At 65.6% G+C, this 15,781-nt stretch carries 20 protein-coding genes and 1 other RNA gene; 9 read left to right on the top strand and 12 right to left on the bottom strand.

What is annotated here, in order from left to right; genetic code table 11:
• Positions 1 to 10: 10 nt before the first annotated feature.
• Entirely contained in the window at positions 11 to 763 is a 753-nt protein-coding gene (locus tag AC0ZJQ_RS18205) for a substrate-binding periplasmic protein (RefSeq protein ID WP_165593869.1), read from the top strand.
• 32 nt (positions 764 to 795) lie between these two features.
• Here AC0ZJQ_RS18205 and AC0ZJQ_RS18200 read toward each other — a convergent pair whose 3' ends face one another.
• The 6 genes from AC0ZJQ_RS18200 to gpmI form a co-directional block, all read right to left on the bottom strand.
• The gene (locus tag AC0ZJQ_RS18200) at positions 796 to 1,653 is read right to left on the bottom strand and encodes an SPFH domain-containing protein (RefSeq protein WP_008569311.1); all 858 of its coding nucleotides are present in this window, start codon (positions 1,651 to 1,653) and stop codon (positions 796 to 798) included.
• A gap of 49 nt (positions 1,654 to 1,702) precedes the next feature.
• Complete coding sequence (locus tag AC0ZJQ_RS18195) at positions 1,703 to 2,146, bottom strand: NfeD family protein (protein ID WP_155550910.1); 444 nt, start codon at positions 2,144 to 2,146, stop codon at positions 1,703 to 1,705.
• Between the two features lie 109 nt (positions 2,147 to 2,255).
• The gene (locus tag AC0ZJQ_RS18190; protein ID WP_476477064.1) at positions 2,256 to 3,065 is read right to left on the bottom strand and encodes a divergent polysaccharide deacetylase family protein; all 810 of its coding nucleotides are present in this window, start codon (positions 3,063 to 3,065) and stop codon (positions 2,256 to 2,258) included.
• Positions 3,062 to 4,399, bottom strand: a complete 1,338-nt coding sequence (locus tag AC0ZJQ_RS18185; protein WP_008569314.1) for a S41 family peptidase — start codon at positions 4,397 to 4,399, stop codon at positions 3,062 to 3,064. Before AC0ZJQ_RS18185 ends, AC0ZJQ_RS18190 begins: the two co-directional genes overlap by 4 nt.
• A 26-nt stretch (positions 4,400 to 4,425) precedes the next feature.
• Entirely contained in the window at positions 4,426 to 5,679 is a 1,254-nt protein-coding gene (locus tag AC0ZJQ_RS18180; protein ID WP_418651412.1) for a murein hydrolase activator EnvC family protein, read from the bottom strand.
• A gap of 133 nt (positions 5,680 to 5,812) precedes the next feature.
• A complete protein-coding gene (gpmI, locus tag AC0ZJQ_RS18175; RefSeq protein ID WP_418651411.1) occupies positions 5,813 to 7,363 on the bottom strand; it encodes a 2,3-bisphosphoglycerate-independent phosphoglycerate mutase in 1,551 nt (516 codons plus the stop codon).
• A 143-nt stretch (positions 7,364 to 7,506) separates the two neighbouring features.
• Here gpmI and AC0ZJQ_RS18170 point away from each other — a divergent pair, with 143 nt between their 5' ends.
• Genes AC0ZJQ_RS18170 through secB form a run of 3 tightly spaced genes read left to right on the top strand, consistent with a single transcriptional unit; the run spans position 7,507 to position 8,711 of the window.
• The gene (locus AC0ZJQ_RS18170) at positions 7,507 to 7,920 is read left to right on the top strand and encodes a rhodanese-like domain-containing protein (protein WP_008569317.1); all 414 of its coding nucleotides are present in this window, start codon (positions 7,507 to 7,509) and stop codon (positions 7,918 to 7,920) included.
• 2 nt (positions 7,921 to 7,922) lie between these two features.
• Positions 7,923 to 8,177, top strand: coding sequence for a glutaredoxin 3 (grxC, locus tag AC0ZJQ_RS18165; protein ID WP_043295223.1), 255 nt, complete (start codon positions 7,923 to 7,925; stop codon positions 8,175 to 8,177).
• A gap of 48 nt (positions 8,178 to 8,225) precedes the next feature.
• Positions 8,226 to 8,711: a protein-export chaperone SecB gene (gene secB, locus AC0ZJQ_RS18160; protein WP_003286835.1), complete on the top strand. Its 486-nt coding sequence runs from the start codon at positions 8,226 to 8,228 to the stop codon at positions 8,709 to 8,711.
• A 64-nt stretch (positions 8,712 to 8,775) separates the two neighbouring features.
• On the opposite strand, the gene AC0ZJQ_RS18155 is transcribed toward secB, so the two are convergent.
• Positions 8,776 to 9,756, bottom strand: coding sequence for an NADPH:quinone oxidoreductase family protein (locus tag AC0ZJQ_RS18155; RefSeq protein WP_237262749.1), 981 nt, complete (start codon positions 9,754 to 9,756; stop codon positions 8,776 to 8,778).
• Positions 9,757 to 9,946: 190 nt separating this feature from the next.
• Between AC0ZJQ_RS18155 and AC0ZJQ_RS18150 the strand changes: the two genes are divergently transcribed.
• Entirely contained in the window at positions 9,947 to 10,351 is a 405-nt protein-coding gene (locus AC0ZJQ_RS18150; RefSeq protein WP_476477063.1) for a flagellar basal body-associated protein FliL, read from the top strand.
• Between the two features lie 9 nt (positions 10,352 to 10,360).
• Here the strand turns inward: AC0ZJQ_RS18150 and AC0ZJQ_RS18145 are convergent, their stop codons facing one another.
• Positions 10,361 to 10,810: an EVE domain-containing protein gene (locus AC0ZJQ_RS18145; protein WP_213662091.1), complete on the bottom strand. Its 450-nt coding sequence runs from the start codon at positions 10,808 to 10,810 to the stop codon at positions 10,361 to 10,363.
• A 193-nt stretch (positions 10,811 to 11,003) separates the two neighbouring features.
• Here AC0ZJQ_RS18145 and AC0ZJQ_RS18140 point away from each other — a divergent pair, with 193 nt between their 5' ends.
• Positions 11,004 to 11,144, top strand: coding sequence for a hypothetical protein (locus tag AC0ZJQ_RS18140; protein WP_008569323.1), 141 nt, complete (start codon positions 11,004 to 11,006; stop codon positions 11,142 to 11,144).
• 33 nt (positions 11,145 to 11,177) lie between these two features.
• Here AC0ZJQ_RS18140 and AC0ZJQ_RS18135 read toward each other — a convergent pair whose 3' ends face one another.
• The 4 genes from AC0ZJQ_RS18135 to AC0ZJQ_RS18120 form a co-directional block, all read right to left on the bottom strand.
• Positions 11,178 to 11,780: a 5-formyltetrahydrofolate cyclo-ligase gene (locus AC0ZJQ_RS18135; RefSeq protein WP_167134090.1), complete on the bottom strand. Its 603-nt coding sequence runs from the start codon at positions 11,778 to 11,780 to the stop codon at positions 11,178 to 11,180.
• A 6-nt stretch (positions 11,781 to 11,786) separates the two neighbouring features.
• Positions 11,787 to 11,965: non-coding RNA, 6S RNA (gene ssrS / locus AC0ZJQ_RS18130), on the bottom strand.
• Between the two features lie 33 nt (positions 11,966 to 11,998).
• Positions 11,999 to 12,310 (bottom strand): cell division protein ZapA, encoded by a 312-nt coding sequence (locus AC0ZJQ_RS18125; RefSeq protein WP_008569325.1) that lies wholly within the window; start codon positions 12,308 to 12,310, stop codon positions 11,999 to 12,001.
• On the bottom strand, positions 12,307 to 12,516 hold the full coding sequence (locus tag AC0ZJQ_RS18120; RefSeq protein ID WP_008569326.1) for a TIGR02449 family protein: 210 nt from the start codon (positions 12,514 to 12,516) through the stop codon (positions 12,307 to 12,309). The genes AC0ZJQ_RS18125 and AC0ZJQ_RS18120 overlap by 4 nt, the downstream gene beginning before the upstream one ends.
• Before the next feature lie 119 nt (positions 12,517 to 12,635).
• Between AC0ZJQ_RS18120 and AC0ZJQ_RS18115 the strand changes: the two genes are divergently transcribed.
• From AC0ZJQ_RS18115 to ubiH, 3 genes are read left to right on the top strand one after another with little or no spacing between them, the layout of a single operon-like run.
• Positions 12,636 to 13,190 carry a YecA/YgfB family protein gene (locus AC0ZJQ_RS18115; protein WP_008569327.1) on the top strand — a complete coding sequence of 185 codons (555 nt, stop codon included), beginning with the start codon at positions 12,636 to 12,638 and terminating at the stop codon, positions 13,188 to 13,190.
• A gap of 16 nt (positions 13,191 to 13,206) precedes the next feature.
• Positions 13,207 to 14,541, top strand: coding sequence for a Xaa-Pro aminopeptidase (gene pepP, locus AC0ZJQ_RS18110; protein WP_155550901.1), 1,335 nt, complete (start codon positions 13,207 to 13,209; stop codon positions 14,539 to 14,541).
• A 1-nt stretch (position 14,542) separates the two neighbouring features.
• A complete protein-coding gene (gene ubiH, locus AC0ZJQ_RS18105; RefSeq protein ID WP_476477062.1) occupies positions 14,543 to 15,721 on the top strand; it encodes a 2-octaprenyl-6-methoxyphenyl hydroxylase in 1,179 nt (392 codons plus the stop codon).
• Positions 15,722 to 15,781 lie beyond the last annotated feature (60 nt).

Genomic DNA, 15,781 nt, shown 5'->3' with positions numbered 1-15,781 from the left:
GGATTCACGCATGTTCAGAACTGTCATTTCCCTCGCGGCCGCGGCGCTGCTGTTCGGTACCGTGCAGGCTCATGCCCAGGCGCCGGCGAAGATCGACCTGCTGACCGAGAACTTCCCGCCCTACAACATGGCGGACGACGGCAAGAACTTCGCCCGTGACGAGCACATCACCGGTATTGCCGCCGACATCGTGCGCGAGATGTTCAAGCGTGCCGGCATCGAGTACACGCTGACGCTGCGTTTCCCCTGGGAGCGCATCTACGGCATGGCGCTGGAGCAGCCCAACTACGGGGTATTCGTCACCGCGCGCCTGCCCGAGCGCGAGGCGCTGTTCAAGTGGGTCGGCCCGATCGGTCCGGACGACTGGGTACTGCTGGCACGCGGTGACAGCCCGATCAGTGTGACCAGCCTGGAACAGGCCCGTCAGTACCGTGTGGGCGCCTACAAGGGCGATGCGATCGGCGAGCACCTGCAAGCGCAGGGGCTGCAGCCGGAGCTGGCGCTGCGCGACCAGGAGAACGTCCGCAAGCTAGTGGACGGCAAGATCGACCTCTGGGCCACCGGCGATCCGGCCGGACGCTTCCTGGCGCGTCAGGACGGCGTTACCGGGCTCAAGCGCGTGCTGCGTTTCGAGAGTGCCGAGCTATATCTCGCGCTGAACAAGCAGACCGATGAGCAGATCGTGCAGCGCCTGCAGCAGACGCTGGATCAGATGCGCGCCGAAGGCGTGGTCGAGGCGATCAACGCGCGTTACCTGCAATAACGACCGAGGGGCGCCGCGCAGGCGCCCCGGTTCTACAGCTTGGCCTTGCCGAGCAGCCCGCCCAGCGTCGCCTGCAGGTCAGCCGGCAGCACCACCATCTTGGCGTTGCCGCTGCCGGCAAGATTCTCCAGCGAGGCGATGTACTTCTCGCCGAGCAGATACATCATCGGCCCGCTGTCGCTGCCGATGGTTTCGGCAACCAGCCGGATCGCCGTGGCCGAGGCGGTAGCCAGTTCCACCTGCGCCGAGGCGTCGCGCTTGGCCGACTCCAGGCGTGCCTCGGCCTCTAGGATCGCCGCCTGCTTGGCACCTTCGGCGCGGGTGACGGTGGCCTTGCGCTCGCGCTCGGCGGCCGCCTGCATCTCCATTGCGCGCTGCATGGACTCGGACGGCGAGATGTCCTGAATTTCGATGCCTTTGACCGTCAGCCCCCAGTCGCCGGCCTGCTCGGCCATGCTGTCGCGCAGCTTGGCCTTGATGATGTCGCGCGAGGACAGCGCCTCGTCCAGCTCCATCTCGCCGATGATCTGGCGCAGGGTGGTCTTGGTGAGGTTGGAGATCGCCGACTTGTAGTCGGTGACGCCGTAGACCGCCTTCACCGGATCGGTGACCTTCACGAAGCACAGCGCGTTGGTCAGGATCACCGCGTTGTCCTTGGTGATGACTTCCTGCTGCTCGATGTCGAGGATCTGGTCCTTGGTCACCAGCTTGTAGGCGACGTTGTCCATGTACGGGATCAGGATGTTGAGGCCGGGAATCAGCGTGCGCTGATAACGGCCCAGGCGCTCGACGATCCATTCGTCGCCCTGCGGAACCAGGCGTACGCCCTTGGCGATGGTGGTGAGGACGAGTACCACAACGACGATCGCAATGATCAGACCGGGTGTCATAAACAGCTTCCTTGTTGAGTGAGTTGTTCCGCTTGCACCGCGAGCCGCGTCAGGCCCGGGCGACTTTCACGCTGTTGCCTTCGAAGGCGACGATGCGCACCCGCTCGCCGGCGGGAATCGCTTCATCGGCCATGCAGTTCCACTGCTCGCTGCCGAGGATCGGCTTCTGGAAGCGCACCTTGCCATGCTGGAAAGGTGCGACCGCACTGACCAGCAGACCTACCTCACCGATGACCTCGCCCTGCGCGGTGCCGGACTGCGTCTTCAGCCGGGCGCCGGCGAACAGCTTGAACCAGAGCGCAACCATCACCAGTGACGCGCCGCTCCACAGCGCGATCTGCGCGGTCAGCGAAAGGTCGGGCAGCAGCCACATCGCCAGCGCGACCAGCAGCGCGCCGACGCCGAACCAGAGAATGAAGAACGAGGGCACCACCAATTCCATGAGAATCAGCACGGCGCCCGCGACGATCCAGTACCACCATTGAATATCCATGCGTTTCCCTGCGGCAGAGTCGTGCTCCGGTCGCTCCGACCGGATGCTGGCCTAGGTTATACGCAGGCTCGGCTGGCAGCACGTCGACTTCGCTGCTTTTGCGCAGGCCTCAGCGATAAATCCCACCTGTACCGTGGGCCGCCATCGCCCGGTTGCCGCGGATGGCGATCATCTGGCCGATATCGACCCACTCGATCCCGAGCGCCGCCAGACGGGGTAGCTCGCGCTCCAGCAGCGCCAGCGTGCTGTCGTAGGGATGGCCGATGAGCACCACCGAGCCCTGCCGGCGCGCCAGTGCGATTGCCGTCTGGAAGCGTTCGGCAACTGCCTGCGGGCTGGCATCGTCATCGAGGAAGACGTCGCGCGACAGGCTCGCCAGTTGCTCGCGCTGGGCGCTGGCAGCGGCGACGGTGCGCGGACTGGTTCGGCTGTCGAGGAAGAACAGATGGCGCCGCTGCAGTTCGCGCATCAGCTCGGTCATCGCCTGCGGCTGGGTGGTCATGACGCTGCCCATGTGATTGTTCACTCCGCTGGCGTATGGCACCGCCAGCAGCGCCGCTTGCAGTCGACGCTGGAGCTCGGCGTGCGGCAGGTTCGGCTGCCAGGCGAAGCGACCGTTGGCGGGCGCCATCGGCAGGTGCAGCAGCACGGTTTTGCCGGCGTGGTGGGCCCGTTCGGCGAGGCTGGCGGCGTGAGGGGTATCCGGCAGGATCGCCAGCGCCACCGGCCCGGGCAGCGCCAACACGCGGCGATCGCGCGCGGGATGCTGGCCGAGATCGTCGATGACCAGGCTCAGCCGTGCTGGCCTGGTGGTGGTTGCGGGCGTGGTGTCCGGCAGGTCGCCGGCCAGCGCCGCGCTGCTCAGCAGACCGAGCAGCAGTCCCAAGCGCAGCACTGTTCGGCGGCGGGCGCCGGTCATTGACCGCGGGTGAGGTTCAACCCCTTGAGCAGGTTGAGCGCCTGGCCGAGCTGATAGTCGTCATCCTGCGGACGCGGCGAATCGCTGACCACCTGGGTGCTGCTGGGGCGCTCGGGGCCGCCGTTGCCGTTACCCAGGTGGCCAGCCAGATCTGCCTCGCGCAGATTGTCGCCGGCCTGCTCGCGGGTCAGCTTGGCGCGCGCGACTTCGATGTCCGGCACGATGCCCTGGGCCTGGATCGAGCGACCGTTGGGGGTGAAATACAGCGCGGTGGTGAGCTTGAGCGCGCGGTCGTTGTTCAGCGGCAGCACGGTCTGCACCGAGCCCTTGCCGAAGCTGTCGGTGCCCATCACCACGCCGCGCTTGTGATCCTGCAGAGCGCCGGCGACGATCTCCGAGGCCGAGGCGCTGCCGCCGTTGATCAGCACCACCAGCGGCACATGCTCGCTGGCATCGGCCGGATCGGCATTGAAGCGCAGTTCGGAATTGGCGATGCGGCCCTTGGTGTAGACGATCAGGCCCTTGGTGAGGAAGTGGTCGGATACCTCGACCGCCGCCTGCAGCACCCCGCCGGGGTTGTTGCGCAGGTCCAGCACCAGCCCGCTGAGTTTCTTGCCGTCGTTGGCCTTCTTCAGGCGCGCCAGCGCCTTGCCGACTTCCTCGCCGGTGTTGATCTGGAACTGGGTGATGCGCAGGTAGCCGTAGCCGGGTTCGAGCAGCTGGCTCTTGACGCTCTGCACCTTGATCACCGCGCGCGTCAGCTTGACGTCAAACGGCCGCCCGGCTTCGCGCACCAGGGTGAGGGTGATGCTGCTGCCGGGCTTGCCGCGCATCAGCGCGACGGCGTCCATCATCGACAGGCCCTTGGTCGGCTTGCCATCGATCTTGACGATCAGGTCGCCGGCCTCGATGCCGGCGCGCGAGGCCGGGGTATCGTCGATCGGCGAGACCACCTTGATCAGGCCGTCCTCCTGGCCCACCTCGATACCCAGGCCGCCGAACTCGCCGCTGGTGCTTTCCTGCAATTCGGCGAAGGCCTCGGGCTCTAGATAGGCCGAATGCGGATCGAGGTTGCTGAGCATGCCCTTGATGGCGTTTTCCAGCAGTGTCTTGTCGTCGACCGGCTCGACATAGGCGGCCTTGATGCGGTCGAGCACCTCGGCGAAGGTGCGCAGCTCTTCCAGTGGCAGCGGCGCCTTGTTCTTCGATGCCTCCAGCGCCACTGGAGCAGCCGGCTCAGCCGCCGGCTGCTGCGCCCAGGCGCTGCCGTGCAGCCCCAGCACTACGGCCAGGGCGAGCGTGGAGGGTTGGGCGAAACGGCGCAGGTGCAGCATGTCGAACTCCAATTGTGAGGGCGGCGCTAACCTTGCGCGCGGCACCATTGAGCGGGGTCGCTGGGGCGGCCTTGCTGGCGGATGGCGAAATACAGCGCGGCCGCTTCCTGGCCGCCACTGGTTCCCACGGTGGCGATCGGCTCGCCGGCCTTGACGATATCACCAGCGTCCTTGAGCAGACTCTGGTTATGTCCGTACAGCGTCAGGTAGCCGTTGCCGTGGTCGAGAATCACCAGCAGGCCGGCACCGCGCAGCCAGTCGGCAAAGACCACGCGGCCGCCATGCACGGCACGCACCTGGCTGCCGACCGCGGCGCCAATCAGTACGCCATCCCACTTGGTTCGAGCGTCGCCGCCGCGCGGAGTGCCGTAACGGGCGACCAAACGGCCGTCGACCGGCCACGGCAGCTTGCCCTTGGCCTTGGCGAACGGGCCGCCGAAGCTGGCACCGCTGCTGGAAACCAGCGGGCCGGGGGTGGCCTTCACGCCGGCCTGACGCTGTTGCTGCTGGCGCTCGCGCTCGGCAAGCAGCGCACGCTGACGGGCCTGCTCGGCCTCGCGCGCCTGCCGTGCCAGGGTTTCCTCGATGGTCTTGAGCACGCGCTCCAGCTGCGCCTGCTCCTGGCGGCGGGCCTGCAGTTTCTGTTCGCGGGTGGAAAAATCGCTGCTGAGTTTGGCGAGCGTCTGCTGACGCTCTTTGCGCACTTCGGCCAGTTGGTCGCGGCGTTCGCGCAGGCCGTCCTGCTGTTGCGCCAGCTTGCTGCGCTGTTCCTCGATGCCGGCTTCGACGTTGGCCAGCTGGCGCAGCGTCTCGTTGAAGTTCGCCACCTGCTCGAAACGGGCCTTGTTCAGGTAGTCGTAATAGGTGAGGGTGCGGCTGAATTTTTCCGGGTTCTGCTGGTTCAACAGCAGCTTGAGGTATTCCTGGCGACCGTTCTGGTAGGCGGCGCGGGCCTGGGTGCCGATCAGGCGCTGCTGCTCGATGCGCGCACCTTCGAGCGTGGTCTTCTCTTCGTTGAGCCGGTCCAGCTCCGCCTCGCTGCGGTCGATCTCCTGCTGCAGGGTATCGACCTGCTTTTCCAGCTCGCCCATCTCGCTCTCGGTGGTCTTGAGCTGCTTTTGCACACCGGATTTTTCCTGCTCGATCTGCTTGAGCAGCTTCTGCAGTTCGGTGATGTCCTGGCGCGCGGCTTCGATCTGCTGGCGCGCGGCGGCGCGTTCGTCGGCGTTAGCCGTGCCGAGCAGGCAGAGGAGGGCGAGAACGAGAAGGGAGCGAGGCATGGGAGGGCGTCAACCGAGCGTTATGACCGGCGTAGTATGCCGAAAAAAGCGGTTGCAAGCTGCAAGCTGCAACCGCGGGCAAAGGTGGACGAGCGGAGCGGCGGGCGGACCGTGCGCGCGCCGCTGGCCGCCTTCAGTCGTTCAGTTCGACGATAGAGCGTCCGGTCATCTCCGCCGGCACCGGCATGTCCAGCAGGGTCAGCATGGTCGGCGCCACATCGGCCAGCACACCACCTTCGCGAAGGCGAACGTTGCGCTTGCCTATATAGATGAACGGCACCGGCTCGCAGGTATGCGCGGTGTGCGCCTGGCCGGTCATGGCGTCTTCCATCTGCTCGACGTTGCCGTGGTCGGCGGTCAGCAGCGCTTCGCCGCCGACCTTGTCCAGCGCGGCGACGATACGTCCGACGCAGTGGTCGAGGCATTCGACTGCCTTGACCGCGGCCTCGAACACGCCGGTATGGCCGACCATGTCGCCGTTGGCGTAGTTGACGATGATGACGTCGTAACGCTGGTTCTCGATGGCGTCGACGATGCGGTCGGTGACTTCCGGTGCGCTCATCTGCGGTTGCAGGTCATAGGTGGCGACCTGCGGCGACGGAATCAGGATGCGCTCCTCGCCCTCGAACGGCTCCTCGCGGCCGCCGGAGAAGAAGAAGGTCACGTGCGCGTACTTCTCGGTCTCGGCGATGCGCAGCTGGGTCTTGCCGTTCTTGGCCAGGTATTCGCCGAGCACGTTGGTCAGCGCTTCCGGAGCGAAGGCAGCCGGCGCCGGAATGCTCGCGGCGTACTGGGTCAGCATGACGAAGCCGGCCAGCTGCGGCACGCGGGCGCGCTGGAACTCCTTGAAATCGGGCTCGACGAAGGTGCGGGTCAGCTCGCGCGCGCGGTCGGCGCGGAAGTTCATGAACACCACAGCATCGCCGTCCTCCACGCGTACCGCTTCGCCGATGGCGGTGGCCTTGACGAACTCGTCGCTTTCGCCGCGCGCGTAGGCGGCGTTCAGGCCGTCCACAGCAGAGGTGGCGCGGTATTCGGCCGCGCCATCGACGATCAGCCGATAGGCCTGCTCGACGCGGTCCCAGCGATTGTCACGATCCATCGCGAAGTAGCGCCCGATCACGCTGGCGATGCGGCCCTTGCCGAGGCGGGCGAAGGTTGCATCGAGCAGCTCGATCGAGCTCTGGGCGCTTTTCGGCGGCGTGTCGCGGCCGTCGAGGAAGGCGTGCAGGTAGATCTTCTCGGCGCCGCGCTGGGCCGCCAGTTCGGCCATCGCGACCAGATGATCCTGATGGCTGTGCACGCCGCCGTCGGAAAGCAAGCCGAGGATGTGCACCGCTTTACCGGCGGCGACCGCCTTGTCTACCGCGCTGCAAATGGCCGGATTGGCGAAAAACTCGCCGTCGCGGATCGCCTTGGTGACGCGCGTGAAGTCCTGATACACCACGCGGCCGGCACCGAGGTTCATGTGGCCGACCTCGGAATTGCCCATCTGCCCGTCCGGCAGGCCGACGTCCATGCCGCTGCCGGAGATCAGGCCGTGCGGCTGGGTGGCGCGCAGACGATCGTAGACCGGGGTGTTGGCCGCATGAATGGCGTTGAACTCGGGACTGTCGCTGTGTCCGAAGCCGTCGAGAATGATCAGAACCAGGGGTTTGGGCACGGCGGTAGGCACGGCAGACATGCGTTCGGGCTCCTTGCGAAGGGCGGGGTAAAAAAGGCCGCCAGTCTACTGGCTGGCCGGGCCGAGGTCACGATTGGGCAGGGTTCAGCCGGGCTGGGGGCCTGTGTATACTGGCCCGCATTTTATCGCCTGGGTACCTGTTGATGCTCGCTAACCTGATTGAATTTGCCTCTAACCACTATGTACTCGTCACGATCTTCGTGGCGCTGCTGGTCCTGCTGGCCATTACCGAGGCCCGCAAGGGTGGCAAGAGCCTGAGTACCCGCGAGCTGACCGCGCTGGTCAACAGTGGCGAAGGCGTGGTGTTGGACGTGCGGCCGAAGAAGGAGTTCGACACCGGCCACATCGTCGATGCATTGAACATTCCGCACGACAAGCTGGTCAGCCGCACCAGCGAGCTGGAAAAGCACAAGGCCAAGACGCTCATCGTGGTCGATGCTATGGGCCAGCACGCCGGAACGGCCTGCCGTGAGCTTCAGAAGGCGGGCTTCACTGCCGTCAAGCTGGCGGGCGGGATTTCCAGCTGGCGCGGCGACAACCTCCCCGTGGTCAAGTGAACATGCCCAACGTCGTCATCTATACCACCGCCTGGTGTCCGTACTGCCTGCGCGCCAAGGCGTTGCTGGACAGCAAGAACGTGGCCTACGAAGAAATTCCCGTCGACGGCAACCCGACGCTGCGCGCCGAGATGGCCAGCAAGGCCGGGCGTACATCGGTGCCGCAGATCTGGATCGGCGAGCGGCACATCGGTGGCTGTGACGACCTCGTTGCGCTGGAGCGCGCCGGCCGGCTCGATCCGTTGCTGCAGGCGTGACCGCCGCCAGGCACCTCTAATACGACACGCACAACAGAAGGCTCAGATATGACCGAACAAGCAAACAACGGCGCTGCGGCGCAGAACGAGCAGGGACCGCAATTCTCCCTGCAGCGCATCTATGTTCGCGACCTCTCGTTCGAGGCGCCGAAGAGCCCGGAAATCTTCCGCCAGGAGTGGAATCCCGGCGTCTCGCTGGACCTGAACACCCGGCAGAAGGCGCTGGAAGGCGATTTCCATGAAGTGGTGCTGACGCTCTCGGTCACCGTCAAGACCGGCGAAGAAGTCGCCTTCATCGCCGAAGTGCAGCAGGCCGGCATCTTCCTGATCAAGGGCCTGGACGCTGCGTCCATGAGCCACACGCTCGGCGCCTTCTGCCCGAACATCCTGTTCCCCTACGCCCGTGAAACCCTGGACAGCCTGGTTACCCGCGGCTCGTTCCCGGCGCTGATGTTGGCTCCGGTGAACTTCGATGCGCTCTACGCCCAGGAAATGGCGCGCATGCAGCAAGAGGCCGGACAGTCCCAGCACTGATCCGTTGCCGCGCGGGCGTAGTGGCTCGCCAGCTGGCCAGCCACTCTCGTCCGCCGCCGGCCCGTCAGCGTACCTGCACCACCAGCTTGCCCACCGCCTTTCGCTGCCCGAGCTGGGCGATCGCCGCGGCGGTCTGCTCCAGGGCAAAGCGTTGCGAGATCAGCGGCCGCAGTCGGCCTTCGGCATGCCAGGCAAACAGTTGTTCGAAGTTGGCGGCATTGTCCTGCGGCTGACGCTGGGCGAACGCGCCCCAGAACACACCGACCAGCGCCGCACCCTTGAGCAGCGGCAGGTTGGCCGGCAGCGCCGGAATATCGCCCCCAGCGGCGAACCCCACCACCAGCATGCGGCCGTTCCAGGCAATGCTGCGAAACGCCTCCTCGAACAGCTGGCCGCCGACCGGATCGTAGATCACGTCCACGCCCTGACCACCGGTCAGCTCCTTGAGCCGGTCGCGCAGGCTCTCGGCGCTGTAGTTGATCAGTTCGTCGGCGCCGGCCTGCTTCGCCACGTCCAGTTTCTCGGCGCTGGAAGCGGCGGCAATCACTCGGGCACCCATTGCCTTGCCGATCTCTACCGCCGCCAGGCCGACTCCGCCGGCCGCACCGAGTACCAGCAGGGTTTCGCCCGGTTGCAGGTTGGCGCGCTGCTTGAGCGCATGCATCGAGGTGCCGTAGGTCATGCCGAAGGCGGCCGCGGTGGCGAAGTCCATCTGCGCCGGAATCGGCAGCACGTTGTACGCCGGTACCGCCACCTGCTCGGCGAAGCTGCCCCAGCCGGTCAGTCCCATGACCCGGTCGCCGACCTTTAGATGGCTGACCTTGGCGCCAATCGCAGCAACCACGCCGGCCGCCTCACCGCCGGGTGAGAACGGCAGCGGCGGCTTGAACTGGTATTTGCCTTCGATGATCAGGGTGTCGGGAAAATTGACGCTGGCGGCGTGGACGTCGAGGAGGATCTCGTTGGGTTTGGGCGTCGGGCTGGCGACTTCCTCGACGACGAGGTTCTCGGCCGGGCCGAAGCTTTTGCACAGGACAGCTTTCATCGGATTTCCTTCGTGATGAGCGGATGGCGCGCGCAGCGCCGCGTAGTCGCGGTTACCGCGCCATGCAGTCTAGAAGGCTAGTACCGGGGTACAACGAGCATCGCCCCCTGTAATGCCGGCGTATAAGCGGGGGCTTGGGTCGAGGCCTGGCTCTGGTTATGCTGGCGGCCGATTCCTGCGGAGCAGCACCGTGAAGCGCATTCTGTTTCTTTTCATCGCCCTGACGCTGGCCGCGCCGGTCATGGCCAATTCCCCCGTTGCCGAAGAGGCAGGTCCGCAAACGCTCTATTACGCGCTGGTACCGGCGATGGTCGGTAACTACGGCTCCGGCGAGCGGCTCAAGTACTACAAGGCGGACGTCGCGCTGCGCATTGCCAGCAAGGAGGCCGAGGACAAGGTCAAGCATCATGAACCGCTGATCCGCAATCAGCTGGTCATGCTCTTCTCGCAGCAGACCGATGAGAGCCTCGGCAGCGTCGAGGCCAAGGAAAAACTGCGCCAGGAAGCATTGAAGCAGGTGCGCGAGGTTCTCACTCAGGAGGAGGGGCAGCCGCTGGTGGAGGACCTGTTGTTCAACAACCTGATCATCCAGTGAGCCGCTTGCTCAACGCAGTGCGAGTACGGCGGCCCATTCGGCGGGGCTGACCGGCATGACCGAAAGCCGGCTGCCCTTTTGTACCAGCGGCAGTTGCGCAAGTGCGGCCTCGGCCTTGAGCCGCGTCAGCGTGATCGGCGTGGCGAAACGCTCGACGAAGGCGACGTCGACCGCGCTCCAGGCATTCTTCTCCGCGCTGGCCTTGGCGTCGAAATAAGGGCTGTCGGGCTGCAGCGCCGTCGGATCGGCATAGGCCGGGCGGACAATGCGGCCGATGCCGGCGATCGCCGGCACCGCGCAGCTGGAATGGTAGAAGAAGAACAGGTCGCCTTCGGCCATCGCACGCAGGAAGTTGCGCGCCTGGTAGTTGCGCACGCCATCCCAGCGCGCCTGGTGCTGTTTTTCGAGATCAAGGATGGAAAATTCATCCGGTTCGGACTTCATTAACCAATACGGCATGGAGTTTGCTCTCCCCTCGGCGGTTCGATAAGGCCATGATGGCAAATTTCCCCGACGGTCGGTGGCAACGCAGGTTTGCGCCCGCTCGATGCTTAACGGAAAATGCCGCGGCTGTTGAGTGGCGTATCGGGCTCTAGAACGATAAAGCACGTCAACTCGACGGCAGATTCGCCTGGCAGGGGGAGGCGATCAGATGAAGCGCAAGCCAGACATTCTTTGGGTATTGGTACTTATCTTCGGACTCGGCGTAGTCACCACGGGCTACACGCAGAGCCTCTGGGAACGCCAGAGCGACGCCAGCGTCGCGCCTGTCGTCCAGCAGCAGAGTCGCTGAAGAATGCGCCGCACGGATGCGGCGCAGGAAACCTTATCGCGCGTACCAGCGCCGGTCTGTCACCGTGGCCTGTAGCGGTACATCCCAGCTGGCCAGCGTCAGCCGATCCACCTTCTGACACTCATGCGCAAGGCCCAATAGGGTCGGTTTGTGACTTTTTTTGCGCCTGAAGCGATACGCCAGGCTGCGATCGTAAAACCCGCCGCCCATTCCGAGGCGCCCACCTCTCTCGTCGAACCCCACCAGCGGCATCAGCAACAGATCGAGCGTCCACGCGGCGCGCTGTCGTTTGGCGCAGTGTCGTGGTTCGGCAATGCCGAAACGGTTCGGCTTGAGCTGTTCGCCGGCACTTACCTGCTGAAACACCATACGCGTCCGTGGCCAGGGATTGAGTATCGGCAGGTAGGTCGCCTTGCCGCGACGCTGGGCTTCGCGCAGCAGCGGTCGAGGGTCGATCTCGCCATCGTTGGGCAGATACAGCGCAATATGCCGCGCCCGGCGAAACAGCGGATGCTGGGCCAGTTGGCGGTACAGGCGGCGGGCGGCGAGGCGTTGCTCGGCGGGCGAAAGCGCCCGGCGTGCTTCACGCAATTTGCGGCGCAGCGCGGTGCGTGTGAGGCCTTCCGCTGCGATCATGAAAAAAGACTCCCCAGCATGCCGCTGCCGGCGTAGGCCCTTGAACCCGAGAGTTCAAGGTGGCGACTACAGAGAACCTTCAGGCTTTCCGTCAGGCGGACATGCACACCGGTCCCACTTGTAGCCTCCGTGGTATTGCTTATCGGGAGAGGGTCATCGCCGACTGGCAAACATGCCAGGGAGTGGCGCGGATTATACCTCAATCTGTCGACCGTTCATCAGCTGCCGGGATTCGGGTCGGCGGCCAGGGCGCTGTCCACGCGCTCCAGCAGCATGCGCACATGCTCGCGGGCGCTGCTGGCTTCGGCGTCCAGGCGATCGTTGCGATGCAGCAATTCGTGGGTGATGTTCAGTGCGGCCATCACCGCCACGCGGTCGGCGCCGATAACTTTGCCGCTGCTGCGAATCTCGCGCATCTTGCGATCCAGATAGCGCGCGGCGTTTTCCAGATTGCTGCGTTCTTCGGCCGGACAGGAAATGCAATATTCCTTGTCCATGATGTGCACGGTGGTGGTGTTCGGCTGGGTCATGAGTCCTGCTCCAGGGCTTTCAGGCGCGAAATCATCGATTCGACCTTCAGCCGGGCCAATTCGTTCTTTTCGATCAGATGAGCGCGCTCTTCGCGCCAGGCCCGCTCGTTGGCCAGCAGCAGGTGGTTCTGTGCCTTGAGCTGCTCGATGCGCTGGAGCAGTTGTTCCAGCTTGGCGGTCAGCAATCGCAGATCGGCGTCTTCCATGGGCTTCCTATGGCGCGCGGGGCTGGTTCCTGCGGGCGCCGATGGTCTTGTCTCGGCCGCCGGTGCTAGGATACGAGGCCTTCATTCTAGTCATTGCGCCCCCGTGCGCCTAGCCGCCCATGTCGATTCAGAATTCCCCCTACGCCGCCTTCGCCACCTTGCTGGCGGGCAGCGCCCAAGCCGTTTCCCCCGCCGAACTGCACGGCCTGCTGCTGGGGCGCAGTTGCGCCGGCGCCGACTTCGCGGTCGAGCCCTGGCTGGCTGATGCCGCCGATCTGCTTGGCGAGATGCCCGAAGGCAGTGTTCGGCAGGCGCTGATCGGCCTGCAGGAGATGGTCAAGGGCGAGCTGGCCGGCGAGGACATCGCCGTCGTGCTGCTGCTGCCCAACGACGACGCACCGCTGGCCGAGCGTGCGGTGGCTCTGGGGCAGTGGTGCCAGGGCTTTCTCGCTGGCTTCGGGCTGATCGCCGGTGATCGCGCCTTGAGCGCCGAAGCGATGGAGGTGCTGCAGGATCTGTCCGCCATCGCGCAGATCCAGGATGCCCTGGAAGAGTCCGAAGAAGGTGAGAGCGATTACATGGAGGTCATGGAGTACCTGCGCGTCGCCCCCGTATTGCTGTTCACCGAATGCGCCAAGCCGCTCGAACCGGCGGCCAAACCGTCCCTGCACTGAGGAAGTCTCCCGCCCCATGACCCGCATCCCGAAGTCGGAATTCGCCCGTCGGCGCACGGCGCTGATGGCGCAGATGGAACCCAACAGCATCGCCATCCTGCCCGCCGCGCCGATGTATATCCGCAACCGCGATGTCGAGCATGTCTACCGCCAGGACAGTGATTTCCAGTACCTCTCCGGCTTTCCCGAGCCGGAGGCGGTGATCGCCCTGATCCCGGGGCGCGAGCACGGTGAATACGTGCTGTTCTGCCGCGAGCGCGATCCCGAGCGTGAGCTGTGGGACGGCCTGCGCGCCGGTCAGGACGGCGCCATCAAGACCTACGGCGCCGACGACGCTTTCCCCATCGGCGATATCGACGACATCCTCCCCGGCCTGATCGAAGGGCGCGAGCGCGTCTACTACGCCATCGGCACCAACGAGGCCTTCGATCACCGGCTCATGGAGTGGATCAAGACCATCCGCGCCAAGGCCCGCCAGGGCGCGCAGCCGCCAAGCGAGTTTGTCGCGCTCGATCACCTGCTGCACGACATGCGCCTGTACAAGTCGAGCAACGAGGTGAAGGTGATGAAGCACGCCGCGGAGATTTCCGCGCGTGCGCACATCCGTGCGATGCAGGCCAGCCGCGCCGGGCTGTTCGAATACCACCTGGAAGCCGAACTGGACTACGAGTTCCGCAAGGGTGGGGCGAAGATGCCGGCCTACGGCAGCATCGTCGCCGCAGGCAGGAACGCCTGCATCCTGCATTACCGCGAGAACGATGCGCCGCTCAAGGACGGCGATCTGGTGTTGATCGATGCCGGCTGTGAGATCGACTGCTACGCCAGCGACATCACCCGCACCTTCCCGGTCAGCGGCAAGTTCTCGCCCGAGCAGAAGGCCATCTACGAGCTGGTGCTCAAGGCCAACGAAGAAGCTTTCAAGCACATCGCGCCCGGCAAGCATTGGAACGAGGCGCACGAAGCTACGGTGCGGGTGATCACCGCCGGGCTGGTGGAGCTGGGGCTGTTGCAGGGCGAGGTCGACGAACTGATCGCCAGCGAGGCCTACAAACCTTTCTATATGCATCGCGCCGGCCACTGGCTGGGCATGGATGTGCACGACGTCGGCGACTACAAGATCGGCGGCGAATGGCGCGTGCTCGAAGCGGGCATGGCGATGACCGTAGAGCCGGGCATCTACATTGCCACCGACAACCAGAACGTGGCCAAGAAGTGGCGCGGCATCGGCGTGCGCATCGAGGATGACGTGGTGGTCACCCAGACTGGCTGCGAGATTCTCACCAGCGGCGTGCCGAAGAGCGTCGCCGAAATCGAGGCGCTAATGGCCGCCGCGCGCGAGCAGGTCGCCTGACATGCAGACCCTGGCGATCATCGGTGGTGGCCTGGTCGGCGCCAGCCTGGCGCTGGCGTTGCAGGATGGCGCGCGCGAGCGGGGCTGGCGGATCCACCTGATCGAGCCGTTTCAGCCGGGGCACGAATACCAGCCGAGCTATGACGCGCGTTCCACGGCGCTGTCCTGGGGCACTCGACTGATCTATCAGCGGCTTGGCGTGTGGCCGCGGATCTCCGAGCGTGCCGAGCCGATCCGCCGGATCCACGTATCCGAGCGCGGGCGCTTCGCTGCCGCGCGACTGGATGCCGTCGACGAGGGCGTGGAGGCGCTGGGCTATGTGGTCGAGAACGCCTGGATCGGCCATTGCCTGTGGCACGCGCTGGACGAGCGGGTGGTGCTGCGCGACTGCCCGGCCGAGGTGCAGAAGCTGCAGCCGACCGAGGACGGCTATCGCCTGACGCTGGCCGACGGACGAGAGCTGGATTGCGCGCTGGCGGTATTGGCCGATGGCGGCCGCTCCGGTCTGCGCGAGCAGCTGGGTATCCATGTCGAGCGTCGCTCCTACGGCCAGAGCGCGCTGATCGCCAATGTCAGTCCGGCGCGTGCGCATGACGGGCTGGCCTTCGAACGTTTCACCGCGGACGGGCCGATGGCGCTGCTGCCGGTGCGCGACAACCGCTGTGCGCTGGTCTGGACGCGTCCGCCAGCAGAGGCGGCGCGGTTGGCAGCGCTGCCCGAAGTGCAGTTCCTCGCCGAGCTGCAGCAGGCGTTCGGCTATCGCCTCGGCGCGTTCCGCCAGGTCGGTACGCGGCATCTGTATCCGCTGGCGCTGGTCGAGGCCGAGGAGCAGGTGCGTGCCGGACTGGTGGTGCTGGGCAATGCCGCGCACAGCCTGCACCCGATTGCCGGACAGGGCTACAACCTGTCACTGCGCGATGTGGATGCACTGAGCGCCGCGTTGCTCGCCAGCCCGGCTGAGCTCGGTGATCTCGCGGTGCTGCGCGGCTATGCCGAGCGCCAGCAGCGCGACCAGCTGCTGACCGTCGGTTTCTCCGATCAGGTCACCCGGCTGTTCGGCGACTCGGCTGCGCTGATGTCCACCGGGCGGGGCCTCGGCCTGCTCGGGCTCGACCTGCTGCCCCCAGCCAAGCACTGGTTCGCCCGTCAGGCGATGGGGCTGGGCACGCGCGTCGGCTAGGTCGCACGCGGCGGTCCTGTCATTCCACCTAGATTCACGCCGCAGCCGCGGCAGCCCGGG

Source organism: Stutzerimonas sp. 21-1 (assembly GCF_056336065.1).
This window is presented reverse-complemented; position numbering and strand designations above follow the sequence as displayed.

Bases quoted from the DNA above. Each gene is read 5' to 3' on its own strand.
- AC0ZJQ_RS18205 (WP_165593869.1), top strand. From the start codon at position 11: ATGTTCAGAACTGTCATTTCCCTCGCGGCCGCGGCGCTGCTGTTCGGT.
- AC0ZJQ_RS18200 (WP_008569311.1), bottom strand. From the start codon at position 1,653: ATGACACCCGGTCTGATCATTGCGATCGTCGTTGTGGTACTCGTCCTC.
- AC0ZJQ_RS18195 (WP_155550910.1), bottom strand. From the start codon at position 2,146: ATGGATATTCAATGGTGGTACTGGATCGTCGCGGGCGCCGTGCTGATT.
- AC0ZJQ_RS18190 (WP_476477064.1), bottom strand. From the start codon at position 3,065: ATGACCGGCGCCCGCCGCCGAACAGTGCTGCGCTTGGGACTGCTGCTC.
- AC0ZJQ_RS18185 (WP_008569314.1), bottom strand. From the start codon at position 4,399: ATGCTGCACCTGCGCCGTTTCGCCCAACCCTCCACGCTCGCCCTGGCC.
- AC0ZJQ_RS18180 (WP_418651412.1), bottom strand. From the start codon at position 5,679: ATGCCTCGCTCCCTTCTCGTTCTCGCCCTCCTCTGCCTGCTCGGCACG.
- gpmI (WP_418651411.1), bottom strand. From the start codon at position 7,363: ATGTCTGCCGTGCCTACCGCCGTGCCCAAACCCCTGGTTCTGATCATT.
- AC0ZJQ_RS18170 (WP_008569317.1), top strand. From the start codon at position 7,507: ATGCTCGCTAACCTGATTGAATTTGCCTCTAACCACTATGTACTCGTC.
- grxC (WP_043295223.1), top strand. From the start codon at position 7,923: ATGCCCAACGTCGTCATCTATACCACCGCCTGGTGTCCGTACTGCCTG.
- secB (WP_003286835.1), top strand. From the start codon at position 8,226: ATGACCGAACAAGCAAACAACGGCGCTGCGGCGCAGAACGAGCAGGGA.
- AC0ZJQ_RS18155 (WP_237262749.1), bottom strand. From the start codon at position 9,756: ATGAAAGCTGTCCTGTGCAAAAGCTTCGGCCCGGCCGAGAACCTCGTC.
- AC0ZJQ_RS18145 (WP_213662091.1), bottom strand. From the start codon at position 10,810: ATGCCGTATTGGTTAATGAAGTCCGAACCGGATGAATTTTCCATCCTT.
- AC0ZJQ_RS18140 (WP_008569323.1), top strand. From the start codon at position 11,004: ATGAAGCGCAAGCCAGACATTCTTTGGGTATTGGTACTTATCTTCGGA.
- AC0ZJQ_RS18135 (WP_167134090.1), bottom strand. From the start codon at position 11,780: ATGATCGCAGCGGAAGGCCTCACACGCACCGCGCTGCGCCGCAAATTG.
- AC0ZJQ_RS18125 (WP_008569325.1), bottom strand. From the start codon at position 12,310: ATGACCCAGCCGAACACCACCACCGTGCACATCATGGACAAGGAATAT.
- AC0ZJQ_RS18120 (WP_008569326.1), bottom strand. From the start codon at position 12,516: ATGGAAGACGCCGATCTGCGATTGCTGACCGCCAAGCTGGAACAACTG.
- AC0ZJQ_RS18115 (WP_008569327.1), top strand. From the start codon at position 12,636: ATGTCGATTCAGAATTCCCCCTACGCCGCCTTCGCCACCTTGCTGGCG.
- pepP (WP_155550901.1), top strand. From the start codon at position 13,207: ATGACCCGCATCCCGAAGTCGGAATTCGCCCGTCGGCGCACGGCGCTG.
- ubiH (WP_476477062.1), top strand. From the start codon at position 14,543: ATGCAGACCCTGGCGATCATCGGTGGTGGCCTGGTCGGCGCCAGCCTG.